At 66.7% G+C, this 13,572-nt stretch carries 14 protein-coding genes; 5 read left to right on the top strand and 9 right to left on the bottom strand.

Features of this window, described 5'->3' with window-relative positions:
• Positions 1-192 precede the first annotated feature (192 nt).
• The 3 genes from IPM60_07285 to IPM60_07275 form a co-directional block, all read right to left on the bottom strand.
• Positions 193-1,977: an SLC13 family permease gene (locus IPM60_07285; GenBank protein MBK8907700.1), complete on the bottom strand. Its 1,785-nt coding sequence runs from the start codon at positions 1,975-1,977 to the stop codon at positions 193-195.
• An 83-nt stretch (positions 1,978-2,060) separates the two neighbouring features.
• Positions 2,061-2,471 (bottom strand): type II toxin-antitoxin system VapC family toxin, encoded by a 411-nt coding sequence (locus IPM60_07280; protein ID MBK8907699.1) that lies wholly within the window; start codon positions 2,469-2,471, stop codon positions 2,061-2,063.
• Positions 2,468-2,701, bottom strand: a complete 234-nt coding sequence (locus IPM60_07275; protein MBK8907698.1) for a hypothetical protein — start codon at positions 2,699-2,701, stop codon at positions 2,468-2,470. Before IPM60_07275 ends, IPM60_07280 begins: the two co-directional genes overlap by 4 nt.
• Positions 2,702-2,912: 211 nt before the next feature.
• On the opposite strand from IPM60_07275, the gene IPM60_07270 reads away from it, so the two are divergent.
• The 4 genes from IPM60_07270 (at position 2,913) to IPM60_07255 (ending at position 5,599) form a co-directional block, all read left to right on the top strand.
• Positions 2,913-3,506: a carbon monoxide dehydrogenase subunit G gene (locus tag IPM60_07270; protein MBK8907697.1), complete on the top strand. Its 594-nt coding sequence runs from the start codon at positions 2,913-2,915 to the stop codon at positions 3,504-3,506.
• A 37-nt stretch (positions 3,507-3,543) separates the two neighbouring features.
• A complete protein-coding gene (locus IPM60_07265) occupies positions 3,544-4,062 on the top strand; it encodes a (2Fe-2S)-binding protein (protein ID MBK8907696.1) in 519 nt (172 codons plus the stop codon).
• Between the two features lie 4 nt (positions 4,063-4,066).
• A complete protein-coding gene (locus IPM60_07260) occupies positions 4,067-4,885 on the top strand; it encodes a xanthine dehydrogenase family protein subunit M (protein MBK8907695.1) in 819 nt (272 codons plus the stop codon).
• Between the two features lie 117 nt (positions 4,886-5,002).
• Positions 5,003-5,599 carry a peptidoglycan-binding protein gene (locus tag IPM60_07255; GenBank protein ID MBK8907694.1) on the top strand — a complete coding sequence of 199 codons (597 nt, stop codon included), beginning with the start codon at positions 5,003-5,005 and terminating at the stop codon, positions 5,597-5,599.
• A gap of 29 nt (positions 5,600-5,628) precedes the next feature.
• On the opposite strand, the gene IPM60_07250 is transcribed toward IPM60_07255, so the two are convergent.
• Positions 5,629-6,624, bottom strand: coding sequence for a PHB depolymerase family esterase (locus tag IPM60_07250; GenBank protein MBK8907693.1), 996 nt, complete (start codon positions 6,622-6,624; stop codon positions 5,629-5,631).
• 59 nt (positions 6,625-6,683) lie between these two features.
• On the opposite strand from IPM60_07250, the gene IPM60_07245 reads away from it, so the two are divergent.
• Positions 6,684-7,382 carry a DUF86 domain-containing protein gene (locus tag IPM60_07245; protein MBK8907692.1) on the top strand — a complete coding sequence of 233 codons (699 nt, stop codon included), beginning with the start codon at positions 6,684-6,686 and terminating at the stop codon, positions 7,380-7,382.
• A gap of 15 nt (positions 7,383-7,397) precedes the next feature.
• On the opposite strand, the gene IPM60_07240 is transcribed toward IPM60_07245, so the two are convergent.
• The 5 genes from IPM60_07240 to IPM60_07220 all read right to left on the bottom strand — a co-directional run bounded on the left by IPM60_07240 (position 7,398) and on the right by IPM60_07220 (position 13,394).
• Positions 7,398-8,975, bottom strand: coding sequence for a TRAP transporter large permease subunit (locus tag IPM60_07240; GenBank protein MBK8907691.1), 1,578 nt, complete (start codon positions 8,973-8,975; stop codon positions 7,398-7,400).
• 29 nt (positions 8,976-9,004) lie between these two features.
• A complete protein-coding gene (locus IPM60_07235; protein MBK8907690.1) occupies positions 9,005-9,460 on the bottom strand; it encodes a TRAP transporter small permease subunit in 456 nt (151 codons plus the stop codon).
• A 327-nt stretch (positions 9,461-9,787) separates the two neighbouring features.
• Positions 9,788-12,013, bottom strand: coding sequence for a DNA topoisomerase IV subunit A (gene parC / locus IPM60_07230; protein MBK8907689.1), 2,226 nt, complete (start codon positions 12,011-12,013; stop codon positions 9,788-9,790).
• 85 nt (positions 12,014-12,098) lie between these two features.
• Entirely contained in the window at positions 12,099-12,695 is a 597-nt protein-coding gene (locus IPM60_07225) for an urea carboxylase-associated family protein (protein MBK8907688.1), read from the bottom strand.
• Positions 12,696-13,394, bottom strand: coding sequence for a YqcI/YcgG family protein (locus tag IPM60_07220; protein MBK8907687.1), 699 nt, complete (start codon positions 13,392-13,394; stop codon positions 12,696-12,698).
• Positions 13,395-13,572 lie beyond the last annotated feature (178 nt).

The following is a 13,572-nucleotide window of genomic DNA, read 5'->3' as shown; positions in this document are numbered from 1 at the left end:
ATACATCGCAAACGCTGAATCGGACACATTTCGAGTAGCATCAATGACTTACCGGCCGCTGGCGTGATCGAAACCGGCCTGAACGGACGTGTTTTTCGTCGAATTTCAATGTCGGACTGGTTGAAGAATATCCGAAACAGTGTGCGTAGCGGTTGTTGCGCGGCACCTGCGAGCGGGACGGCGCTTCGGCGGCTACAACGGCCACACCCACAGCAGCATCGGGGTGGCGACGCAGACGATCAGCACCTCCAGCGGCAAGCCCATGCGCCAGTAGTCCCCGAACTTGTAGCCGCCAGGGCCGAGCACCAGGGTGTTGTTCTGGTGGCCGATTGGCGTCAGGAAGGCGCAGGATGCGCCGACCGCCACCGCCATCAGGAAGGTGTCGACGTTGCAGTGCAGCGTGTCGGCGACCGACATCGCGATGGGCGCCATCACCACCGCCGTCGCCGCGTTGTTGAGGATGTCCGACAGGGTCATGGTCAGCACCATCACCAACACCAGGATCACCGCGGGCGGCAGGCTCGCTGCCGCATCGACCAGCGCCCCCGCCATCAGGTCCGTGGTGCCGCTGCTTTGCAGCGCGCCGCCGATCGGGATCATCGCGCCGAGCAGCACGATCACCGGCCAGTCCACTGCCTTGTAGACGCCCCGCAGCGGCACGGTGTTGAGGAGCACCATCGCCGCAACCGCCATAGCCAGGGCGATCGGCATGCTGACCACATCGAGCGCCGCGGCCGCCACCGCGGCGGCGAACGCGGCGACGCTGACGAGGGCGAACCGGCCGCTGTCGATCTGCAGGTAGCGGTCGGCGAGCGGCAGGCAACCGAGCGCCGAGACGATCTCCTGCAGGCGGTCCGCGTCCCCCTGCAGTAACAGAACGTCGCCAGTGCGAAAGCGGAGGTTCTTGAGGCGGCCATGGAAAGGCTCGCCCTGCCGCGACACCGCGATGAGGCTGGCGCCGAACCGCTGGCGCAGCCGAAGCGCCGCCGGCGACCGTCCTTCGATCCAGCAGTTGGTGGGGATGGCGGCCTCGATAAGCGCCGAGCGCTCGCCGCCGAACAGCGACGGCTCATGGGCATCAACGCTGTCGACCGGCTTGAGCGCAAGGGCCGACAGCACAGCGTCGAGCGTCTCCGAGCCGGCGCGGATGACGACCACGTCGTCGGCCCTGAGCAGCGTCGCTCGCCCCGAGCGGTCGATGCGCCGGTTGTCACGGATCACCGCCAGCACGTCCGCGTCGTGCTCCCCGGCTCGCTTCGCCAGGTCTTCGAGCGCGCCTCCATCCGCCTCGCTTTTTTCGGGGACGCCCGCCTCCGTCACATAGCTCTCGATGTGGAACATGTCCCGCGGCGACATCGCCGCCTGTCGCGCCTTCGGAATCAGGCGCCATCCGGCCAAGGCCACGAAGGCGATACCAGTTACCGCAACCGCGCCGCCGACCGGCGCGAAATCGAACATGGAAAACGGCGTGCCCGTCTCCTCGCCGCGGAAAGCGGCCACGATGATGTTGGGCGGCGTACCGATCAGGGTCACCAGTCCGCCGAGGATGGACGCGAACGAAAGCGGCATCAGCACCAGCGCCGGAGACCGCTTCGCCTTCTCCGCCGATGAGAGCGCCGCCGGCATCAACATCGCCAGCGCGCCGACGTTGTTCATCACCGCGGAGAGCGCGCCGGCGACCGCCGACAGCACCCCGATGTGGACGGTCGGCGACGAGACCGGCGGCAGCAGGTGGCGGGCGATCAGGCCGACGGCGCCCGAGTTGATCAGGCCGCGGCCGATGATCAGCACCAGGGCGACGGTGACGGTGGCCGGATGACCGAAGCCGAGGAACGCTTCGGACGCCGGCACCGCCCCCGCCGCCACCGCGATGAGCAGCGCGACGAACGCGACCAGATCATAGCGCCACCGTCCCCAGATGAAGAATCCAAGCAGACAGACTAGAAGCCCCGCCAGGAAGGCCTGTTGATACCACATGGAGCCTGGCCCCTGCCGTGGAGGATCGACGCCCGCGCTGCGCGCGCCCCGACGTCACCATAGGCCCCCGGCAGGCCGCGTGACTACCCCAGCACCGTCACGCGCCGGGCCCACGGGCTTCCGGCAGCGCGGGCCGCAAAGCGGCGGTCGAACGTGACCACCTCGGAGTTTCGCTCTTCGGCCAAGGCCAGATAGAGGCAGCCGTACGCCGGGTGATCGAGGGCGACGGCGATGCTCAGCGCCAACTCCGCAAGACGCGCCGCCGGAAGGAGTTCCGTGACCAAGCCGGGCAAGGCCTGAATCGCGGCCGTCGCCTGCTCCATGCTGACGTCGCCCGTCGCCGTCTTCCGCCACGCCGCATTGACGACTTCCGCGATCAGCAGATCGGGCGCAAGCAGTGCTCGATGCGTCTTCAGAATCTCTACCGCCGCTGGCGATCCCTCTTCATCGAACACCCACTTGCAGGCGACGCTGGCATCGACAACGAAGCTCATCTGCGGTCGCGGTCGGCACGGATGACGTCTGTGGAGTCGAGCGTCGCCGCCCTCGACGTCATGGCCCGGATCCGGTTGGCGATGGCCAGCCTTTCAGCCGGTGAGAAGCCTGCCGCCTGTGCAAGCACACTGCGCAATTCCTGTTCCAGAGAGCGGCCATGCAGCCTCGCCTTTTCCTTCAAGCCTGCCACGACCGCTTCATCCAAATTCCGCACAATGACTTGCGCCACCACCGACCTCCCCCGCCCGCACCGATAACAAAGCTGCGCTGATATCGAATATGATAGCGTCATTTCCGCGACACTGCAATCCGGAGGACCTGCCGACGACCACCCTTGCACCATCGTTGCCGTGTCGCCCGCCCGGCGCCGAGCGTCCCGTTGCACGAACGCTCGCGATGCCGTACGTCGTGCGGCGGGATCGGGCGACGGAGGGCTACAGGTGCGCTTGCAGGGGCAGGAGCGGATCGCGGCGGCGCCCGAGGTCGTTTGGGCGGCGCTGCACGACCCGGCGGTGCTGAAGCGGTGCCTCCCCGGCTGCGAAAGCCTGGAAGCGCGCGATGCCGCCCATTACGACGCCGTGGCGTCCGTCAAGATCGGGCCCATTTCGGCACGATTTTCCGGGACGTTGACGATATCCGAAGCGGACCCGCCGCACGCTTACCGCATCGCCGGCGATGCCAGCGGCGCTGCCGGGTTTGTCCGCGGCATGGCGTCGGTCACCCTTGCTCCCGACGACGCGCCCAGCGACGGCCCCGGCGGTGGGGGCACGCTGCTGAGCTACGACGCGGACGCCACCGTCGGCGGCAGGATGGCGCAGGTGGGCGCCCGTCTGATCGACGCCAGCGCCCGCAAGATGGCAGAAGCGTTTTTCGCGTGCCTGAGCGGCGCGGTGGCTGAAACCGACGCCGTGGCGCGAACGCCGATCGCGGCGGCGGCGCGCGCCGAGCGGCAGTCGCGCCGGCGGGCGGCGTGGACCGCCGCAGGACTGGGTATCGCGGTGGTTCTACTGTATGGTCTGCTGTGGTTGCTGTAGGAACACCTTGGATCCGCGTGTCGGAGGAAAGGAACTCATGAGTACGGTCCCTCTCCGGATGACCGTCAACGGCGCGGCTGTCGCGCTCGATGTGGAGCCGCGCATGCTCCTGGTCGAAGTGCTGCGCGAGCAACTCGGCCTCACTGGCGCCCACGTCGGCTGCGACACCAGCCAATGCGGCGCCTGTGTCGTGCAGGTGGGCGAGCAGAGCGTCAAGTCGTGCACCATGCTGGCGGTGCAGGCGGATGGCGCCGAGGTGACCACCATCGAGGGGCTCGGCGCCCCGGGCGCCCTGCATCCGATGCAACAGGCCTTTCGTGATCACCACGGTTTGCAGTGCGGGTTCTGCACGCCGGGCATGGTGATGAGCGCCATCGACCTCGTGCGGCGCGAACCCGACCCGGACGAGCACCAAGTGCGCGACTGGCTGCACGGCAACCTGTGCCGCTGCACCGGCTATCAGAACATCGTCGCCGCCGTTCTGGCCGGCGCCGGCGCCCTGCGCGGAACCGACGCCACATGCAGCGCGCCTGCCAGTTCGAATCTCGGGCGCTGATCCGTTGCACGCCTTCTCGTATCATCGCGCCCGGACCGTCACCGAAGCCGTGCAGCAGGTCGGGGCTTCAGACGCCGCCGCCTTCCTTGCCGGCGGCATGACCCTGATTCCGGCGCTGAAGCTGCGCTTGGCGGCGCCGTCGCTGCTGGTCGATGTGGGCAGCCTTGGCGCCCTGCGGGCAATCACCGCCGAGCGCGACCTCGTCACCATCGGCGCCCTCGCCAGTCATGCGTCCGTGGCGGAATCCCCGGTGGTACAGGAACGACTGCCGGCGGTCGCCGCCCTCGCCGCCGGCATCGGCGATGCGCAGGTGCGCAACCGCGGCACCATCGGCGGCTCCCTCGCCAACAATGATCCCGCTACCGACTACCCCGCCGCCGTGCTCGCCCTCGCCGCGACGATCCACACGGACCGCCGGGCCATCGCCGCCGACGCCTTTTTCATCGGCATGTTCGAGACGGCGCTGGCTTCCGACGAGTTGATCACTGCGATCGCGTTTCGCCGCCCCCGGCGCGCTGCCTACGTCAAGTTCTCCCGTCCCGGTTCAGGCTACGCCCTCGCCGGCGTGTTCGTCGCCGAGACCGCCGACGGCCCCCGCGTCGCCGTCACCGGCGCCGGCCCCTGCGTTTTCCGGGTTCCGGAGATCGAGGCGGCGCTCGCCACACGCTTTGCTCCCGACGCCATCGCCGAAGACGCCGTAGCGCCGGACGACCTGATCAGCGACCTGCACGCCTCCGCCGAATACCGCGCCCACCTCGTTTCGGTCGTGGCAAGGCGCGCCATAGCCGCGGCCGTGGCCGCCCCGCTGCGGCAAACCTTGTAAGCAGCAGCGAGACGGAGTATGCGTGCGGGCGGATTTAGACAACCCGGGTGCGCCCGAGGCAAAAGGCCGACTTCGCACTCGATCGGCCATCGCTCCATTCAACGCACGGAGACCTGCATGCTTTTTCGTGTGCTCTTGCTGTTGGTCGTGGCCGCCGGGTCGGCGCCGGCCGCCGCGTCCGACGCCCAAGGTCGCTTCGCGCCGAAGGGCGCCGGACAGGTCACCTGCGAGCAGTTCCTCCAGGCGCTGGAGGCCCGGAAGGAGAACGCGATCCTGGCTGTCGGCTGGATGGAGGGGTTCCTCACCGCCATGAACCAGGGCCTGCCGAACACCTTCGACATCGCGCCGTGGCAGAACAGTGAAGCCCTCATCGGGCTCGTCAAGCACAATTGCGAACAAAACAAGGACCAGCGCTTCCTCGCCGTCGTCGCTTCGCTGATCGATTTTCTCAAGGACCAGCGCCTTGAGGAAGCCTCCGAGATGATCGTCGCCGAGTCCGGTGAAAAGAAGGTGGCAATCTACAAGGCCGTCATGAAAAACGTTCAGGAGAAGCTCATCGCCAAAGGCATGCTCGAAGGCGGCGCCGATGGCCAGTTCGGTCCCAAGACCAAGACCGCGCTGGAAGCCTTCCAGACCGAGCAGAAGATCGAGGTCACGGGTCTCCCCGATCAACAGACCCTCTGGCGGTTGCTGGGCAATCCTCAGTCAGGCTAGGCGTCAGGCGTCCGGCCGGATAGCGCTACTCACGCGCCGAGCCCCCAGAACGCCGCGATGCGGCGGGACGCGCAGATGTTCCAGTCCTCGATGTAGGGCGCGGGACTGCCGCAGCCGTCCTCCGGATCGATGGGAACGGCATGGCCCATGCCGGAGATCGTCCACAACTCCACCACCGCCTCTCCGTCCTTCACGTGCACCGCGTGCCGGAAGCGGCCGGGCTTCTCCTCGACCGCGTCCGGCGCTTGGTCGATGCCGTGCATCGCCGTCCACTGCTTGACCAGGTTCTCGGCGTTGATGTAGGCGACGATCCCATCATCGCTGCCATGCCAGACGGAGACCCGCGGCCATGCCGGTTCGCCCCGAGTCGGATGCTCGGCAGCGGACCGCACCAACTGCGTCCAGTCCGAGGTGGCTTCGCCGCCCGGCGCGCCGTCCCGCATGCAGCGCACACCCTGGTAGTACGCTGACAGACTCCCCTCTGCCTGAACGCAGCCGTAGGGCACCCCGGCGATGATGGCGCCGCCGGCAAACAGCCGCGGATGGCGGGCCAGCATCACGGCGGTCATGGCGCCGCCCGCCGACACGCCGGTGATGTAGACGCGCGCCGGAGCGATGGCATAACGGCGCACCGCGTCGTCGATCATGCGCCGGATCGCGCCCGCCTCGCCGCCGTCCCCCTCGACCGCTCCGTCACCGGCGAGGAACCAGTTGAAGCACCGGAGCGGGTTGTTGGACAGCCGCTGCTCGGGCAGCAGCAGCACGAACTTCAGATCGTCGGCCAGGCTCGTCCAGCCGGTCTCGTCATCGTAGTCCGCCGCCGATTGGGTGCACCCGTGCAACGCGACGACGAGGGCGCGCTCGCCTGCCGGCAGGCCTTGCGGGACGTAAACCCGCGCATCCAACTCGCCGCCGCCGAGAGAAACCTCCCGTGCCGGCGTCTCCTGCTCGGCGCACGCCACGGCGATGCTCAGCAGCAACACAAAAGCCAGTCGAAGACACCGCACCCGCCTGCCCCTCGTCATGATCGTTCTCCGTCTGCCGCCATCTTGCTTCCCGGCCGGGAAATGGCAAGATGTGGCGCATGCGACGCGATGAAGCCATCGACATCCTGACCCGCCACCGGGACCAGATCCGTAGCCTCGGTGTCAAGCGGCTCGCCCTGTTCGGGTCCACTGCCCGCGACCAAGCCGGGCCGGAGAGCGACATCGATATTCTGGTCGAACTCGACGGGCGTCGCCGCGAGCACGATGTGAACGAGCTGACACTCATGGGCTATTTCGGCGACCTTTTCGGCCGTCCGGTCGACGTCTGCACGCCAGCGACCCTGAAGCCGTTTCACCGCGCCAACGTGCTCGCGGAGGCCATCGAGATTTATCCGCGGCCAACTCGGCCCGCGAACTACCCGCCGGAGGACATCGTGCCGGAACGCAGCCCGCGCCAGAGACTGCAGGACATGCTGGAGGCAATTGAGGAGGCGCTGACGTTTGCCGACGGAAAGGCCTTCGAGGATTACCTTCGAGACCCGCTGCTTCGTCGCGGGATTGAACGCAGCGTTGAAGTCATTTCCGAGGCGTCCCGCCATCTGCCCGAGCAGTTGCGGGGGCCCTACCCGCACATCGCTTGGAAGCAGATCCGGGACATTGGCAACGTGCTCCGCCATGCCTATCCCGACGTCAACTCCAACCTCATGTGGGAAATCGTGACGGTGCATCTGCCGGCGCTGCGGCCGGTTGTGGAAGAGATAATCGCCGAAGTGGACCGCCGCGAAGGCCGTGCCTGAAACAACGCGGGGGCGCTACCGGAACAGCGCCTTGGGAAGCCACGTGGCGAGTTCGGGAAACGCGGCGAGCACGGCCAGCGCCGCAAGCTGGATGACGACGAACGGCACGATGCCGCGGTAGATGGCCATGGTCGAGACGCTCGGCGGGGCCACGCCACGGAGATAGAACAACGCGAAGCCGAACGGCGGGGTGAGGAAGCTGGTCTGCAGGTTGATCGCCACCATCACCCCGAACCAGATCGGGTTGATGTCCATCTGCAGCAGGATCGGGCCGACGATCGGCACCACCACGAAGATGATCTCGATGAAGTCCAGGAAAAACCCGAGCAGGAACATCACAAGCATCACCGCCAGCATTGCGCCGAAGGCGCCGCCCGGCATTTCCTTCAACACGTCGGCGACCAGGGTGTCGCCGCCGAAGCCGCGGAACACCAGCGAGAACACCGACGCGCCGAGCAGGATCACGAACACCATGGAACTGATCATCAGCGTGGAGCGCATGACCTCCTGCAGCACTCCCGAGGCGTAGACCCGCCACAGCGACACCACCAGCCCCCAGAAGACGCCGACACACATTATCACCGCCGCCAGGAAGGCAATGACGTCAAGGGTCGGCAGCACGTTGCGCTGCATGCGCAGATCCAGAAAGCTGGTCACCATGATCTGGCCGACAAGGCAAATGCCGGCGACATAGATCGGCATGTCGCCCTGGGAGTCGAACAGGCCGTGCCGCCGCGGTTTACCGCCGGTGGCAGAGCGGGTGCGTCCGGCCAGGAACAGCGCGCCGATGGAGCCGACGGCGGCGGCCTCGGTGGGGGTCGCGACGCCGCCGAGGATCGAGCCAAGCACGGCGAGCATGAGGATCGCGGGCGGCAGCAGCACGGTCAGCACCCGCCGGCCCACGTGCTCGACCACTACGCCCTCGCCCACCAGCGCCGGGCAGGATTGGGGGCTGATCACCGCCTTGACGAGGATCCACCCCATGTAGAACGCCACCAGCACCATGCCCGGGATGAAGGCGCCGGCGAACAGATCGATGACCGAAACCGGCTCCGGCGCCCAGTTGCCGACCGCGCGCTGAGCCTCCGCATAGGCGCCTTGCAGGATGTCGCCCAACAACACCAGCACGATCGACGGGGGAATGATCTGACCCAGGGTGCCGGAGGCGCAGATGATCCCGGTCGCCAGCTTCGGGTCGTACCCGGACTTGAGCATTGTCGGCAACGACAAGAGGCCCATGGTCACCACCGTGGCGCCGACGATTCCCGTCGACGCGGCGAGCAGCATGCCGACGAACACCACCGATAGCCCGAGCCCGCCGCGCATCCGGCCGAACAGCATGCCCATGGTTTCCAGAAGCTGTTCCGCGATCCTCGCTCGCTCCAGCATCACCCCCATGAACACGAACAGCGGCACCGCGACCAGCACCTCGTTGACCATGACCCCGAAGTAGCGGGACGACAGGCCACCGAGCAGGCGGAGGTCGAACACGCCGAACGCGTCGCCGATGAAGGCGAAAGCAAGCGCGGTGCCGCCCAGCGAGAACGCTACCGGAAAGCCGAGCAGCAGCACGCCGCAGACGACGGCGAACATCACCAGGCTGAGGAATTCAGCACCCACGCTCACGTGTCCCGATCGGACGACGTCGCGAATTCGGTACGGCCGGCCAGGACCAACGTCGAGCGCAGCGCCAGCGACAGACCCTGCAGTCCCACGGCGAGGCAGAACACCAGGATCACCGTTTTCAGGAGGTAGAGACCCTGCAGGCCGCCGGCCTCGCGGGACTCTTCCAGGCGGCTCCAGGAATCGACGACATAGGGCCAGGCCTCATAGGCGACCATGCCGATCATCGGCGCCAACAACAGCAACGCGCCGCCCAGATCGATCCACGCCTTGTAACGTTGCGAGGCGTCGCGGTAGACGATGTCGACGCGCACGTGCCCTTCCTTGAGGAGCGTGTAGCCGGCGCCGACCATGAACACGACGCCGTGCATCCACACATAGGATTCCTGCAGCCACACGAATCCGACGCTGAACACGTAGCGCATCACCACCACGACGAACGCCACCAGCACCATGGCCAAGGTCAGCCATGAAATCGTCCGGCCGACGCCGTCATTGATGCGGTCGATGGCGTGAACCACGACGGCTGCGATGTCGACGATCCGACCGGCCACGGACGAGAACCTCCCTGTCGTTTTTGTCCCCACCCGCGATCGAGCCGGGAGTTATCGGTCTACCAGCGCGGACCGGTCGTCGTAAACGAGATATCCGAGGGCCTAGTGCACAGACCCATTCGAGAGATTCAGTCGAATGGGTCATCGTGTGCACGAGAATCAAGAGTTGCGTGCAGCAATGGTGCATTCCTTGAATGCGCCACTGCACTAGCGTGCGGCGGGCTGGCGTCAGTGGAAACGGTTGGCGAGCGGGAAGCCGCGCGGCGCCTTCTGCCCCGATTGGCCGCGCTTGCCGATCCACGCATCGAGCGCCGTTTCGGTACGGGTGCCGCCGCCGGCGCGCCAGGACAGGCCTTGTGCGCGCTCGAACGTGACCAGATCCGAAACCTCGCCCTTGGTGTAACGCTGCAGGATCACGCCCTTGCCGCGGATCATCACCGGCACCTCGTCGAGACCGAATACCAGGAGCTTGCGGTTGGCGCCGATGATGGCGACGGCATCGTCACCCGGCTTGATGAACGCGCAGATGGCCGCCTCTTCGTTGGCATCGACGTTCAGCACCTGCTTGCCGTTGCGGGTCTGGGCGACGACCTCGTCCTCCTCCACCACGAAGCCGCGGCCGCGGTCGCTGGCGACCAACAAGCGCCGGCCGGGCTCGTGTACGAACAGCGCCAGCGGCTGATGCGGATCCGGAAGGTCGATCATCAGCCTGAGCGGCTCGCCCTGGCCGCGCCCGCCCGGCAGGCGGTCGCAGGGAAGCGTGTAGAAGCGGCCGTTGGTGGCGAGGCAAAGGAGCTTGTCGGTGGTCTGAGCCGGCACGATGAAGCGGCTGCGATCGCCCTCCTTGTAGGTCACCTTGGCGAGGTCGACGGCGTGACCCCTCATCGCCCGGATCCAGCCCTTTTCCGAGCACAGAACGGTGATCGGCTCCCGCTCGACCAGAGCCTCCATCGGCACCGTCAGCGCCGCCGGCGGCCCGCCGATGTCGGTTCGGCGCCGGCCTAATGCTGTGTCCGGGCCGAACGCCTTCCGCACTTCGGCAATATCCGTCGCGATCGCCTTCCAGCGCCGCCCCTCGTCGGCGAGCAGCCCCTCCAGGTCGGCGCGCTCCGCCGACAGCGCCTGATGCTCCTTGCGGATCTCGATCTCCTCCAGCTTCCGCAACTGACGGAGGCGCATGTTGAGAACGGACTCGGCCTGTGTTTCCGTCAGATAGAAGCGCGCCATCAATGCCGCCTTGGGATCGTCCTCCTCGCGGACGATGCGGATCACCTCGTCGAGATTGAGGTAGATGACGAGAAAGCCGTCGAGGATCTCGAGACGCCGCTCGATCTTGGCGAGACGATGGCGGCTGCGACGGACCAGCACCTCATGGCGGTGGTCGAGGAACGCCCGCAGCACCTCGCAGAGGTCCATCACGCGCGGCTCGATGCCGCCGTCGAGGACGTTCATGTTGAGGCCGAAGCGGGTCTCCAGTTCGGTCAGCCGAAACATCTGCTCCATCAGCGCCGCCGGATCGGCGCTGCGGCTCTTGGGTTCCAGCACCACCCGCACTTCCTCGGTCGATTCGTCGCGGACGTCGTCGAGAAGCGGCAACCGCCGCGCCGCCAACAACTCGGCGATCTTCTCGATCAGCCGCGACTTCTGCACCTGGTAGGGGATCTCGGTGACGACGATCCACCACAGGCCGTGGCTTCCCTTCTCCACCTGCCAGCGGGCGCGCACCCGGAACGAGCCGCGGCCGGTGCGATAGGCTTCGGCGATGGCGTCGCTCGATTCGACCAGAACGCCGCCGGTGGGGAAGTCGGGGCCGCGGATGTGGCGGACCAGGGTGTCGACGCCGGCGTTGGGGTGCTTGATGAGGTGCTGCAGGGCGTCGCAGATCTCGGCGACGTTGTGGGGCGGGATGTTGGTCGCCATGCCGACGGCGATGCCGGCCGAGCCGTTGGCGAGCAGGTTGGGAAACCGCCCCGGCAGGACCACCGGCTCCTGATCTTCCCCATCGTAGGTGGCGCGGAAATCCACCGCGTCCTCGTCGATGCCCTCCAGCAGCATCTGCGCCACTGTCGTGAGGCGAGCCTCCGTGTAGCGCATGGCCGCTGCGTTGTCGCCGTCGACGTTGCCGAAGTTGCCCTGGCCGTCGACCAGCGGGTAGCGCGCCGCGAAGTCCTGGGCGAGGCGCACCAGGGCGTCGTAGACCGCGCTGTCGCCGTGCGGATGGAACTTGCCGATCACGTCGCCGACCACCCGCGCGCACTTCTTGAAGCCGGCGTCGGGATCGAGGCGAAGCTGGCGCATGGCGTAGAGCAGTCGCCGGTGCACCGGCTTGAGCCCGTCGCGTACGTCCGGAAGCGAGCGGGAAACGATGGTCGACAGCGCGTAGGAGAGATAGCGCTGTGACAAGGCGTCCGCGAGGCGGACGCTCTCGACGCCGCCGGGAGTCAGTTCGGTCATTGCGCGCGCGCCTGATTCGGACCGTGGCCAGATGCCAACATGGTAACGGTGCCGAGCCGCGTGTCAAAGACCGCGCCGGCGCGAATCAGTCGCTGTCACCGTCGCTGATCTCATAGTCAATGGGCTTGAAGCGAAAGTTGTTGGACTGGCCCGCCGAGCATGCGGTCATGCCCACCACCAGATCCATCATGGCCTCGAATGCGATGCTTTGGCCGGCCTTGCTGAGGGGCGGGCGCACCGCGATCCGCCCGCTGGCGCCATCGATGTCGACGTGCATGAACACGTTGAAGGCAACGGGAATGTCGTCCGGCGCAATGCCGTACGGCGCCAGCGACGCCTCCAGGTTGCCCTGGCATCCGGGAGGCGGTTGCTCGTCATCATACAGTTTACGGAACATCTCCGCCGAGCACGGGCTCAACGTAAAATCGTGACGGCCGACCTCGTCGGCGATGATCCGCAGCATTGGGGTCGAGCGATTAGAGTAGAGCATGTCGCCGGCGGTCAGAAACAGTCGGCCGGCGTAGTCGATGGACCGTCCCGACGAAAGATGCTCCCGAACGTCCGCGGCGTTGAAGCTGACCAGGTCGGAAACCTGTTCCCCCTCCGGGTCGATGACGGTGAGGCGCTGCCCGCTCCCCAACCGAAACGCGGTGCCGGAACGGGGCGCGATCCGCCGCCGCATTCAGCTCACCTTCGTCAATGCGCCGGCCTTCTTCCGCTCGCTGGCTATCTTCAACGAGAACGGGCATTGCCAAGCGTCGTCGATGATGCGGCCGCTGTACTGGCGGGCCTCCGACATGCTTCCGAAGTTCTCGACCATCGGATTGACATCGCCCTGCACCGCTCGGTCGCGGTTGCGAATGACCGTCCGCATGCGATCGTACTTGCCGTTGGCGCGCAAGCGCTCGAACTGCGCGTGCGGGTTGAACACCATCACCGGATGCTTGAAACGGCGGGCCAATCGCCCTGCCTGCGGGTGCAGGCCGACGACGAAGAAGGCGCGGCCGCCGACGCTCATCGAAAACTCGGGAGCCGCCGGATCGGAGGCGACGGCTTCGTCCCAAGGCACCCCGCCCGCCATATCCAAATCATGCAGACTCTGCAGCCGCTCCCACAACGCGTCTTCGAAGGCCGTCTCCGACAGGTGTAGCGGTCCGCGGAACGCCACGGCCAGCGACTGCGGAATGGCCGCGTCGTCAATGACGGATCGCCCGAACCGGACCAGAGCCGCATATATCGCACGATCATCCCCCGCGTGATCGATTCTTGCGGCGTTCACCACCGACAGCACGCCGTTGGCCAAAGCGGACTTGGCCCCCACGCAGGGAAAGTCGGACTGGCGTATGAATTCCTCGAACTTCGGCTTCAGGTCGGTGTCCATCACTGTCGCAGATCCATCTTCCGTCATCCTCGGCCACGGTGGCACGTTGCGGGAGGGGTAACGGGCTCGCACCGGCGAAGTTCCGGCGCTGCTTCGAAGGCAGCTGCGGACGGCAGACGGCAGCCCCTTGTTGAGTAGATCACTTGATTTGGAATGATCACGGGCGATCGTGTGTTCC

It is taken from the genome of Rhodospirillales bacterium (assembly GCA_016710335.1).
GTDB lineage: Bacteria > Pseudomonadota > Alphaproteobacteria > Rhodospirillales > Defluviicoccaceae > JADJXQ01.
The sequence above is the reverse complement of the archived record's forward strand: the minus strand, read 5'-3'. Positions and strand labels throughout refer to the sequence as shown.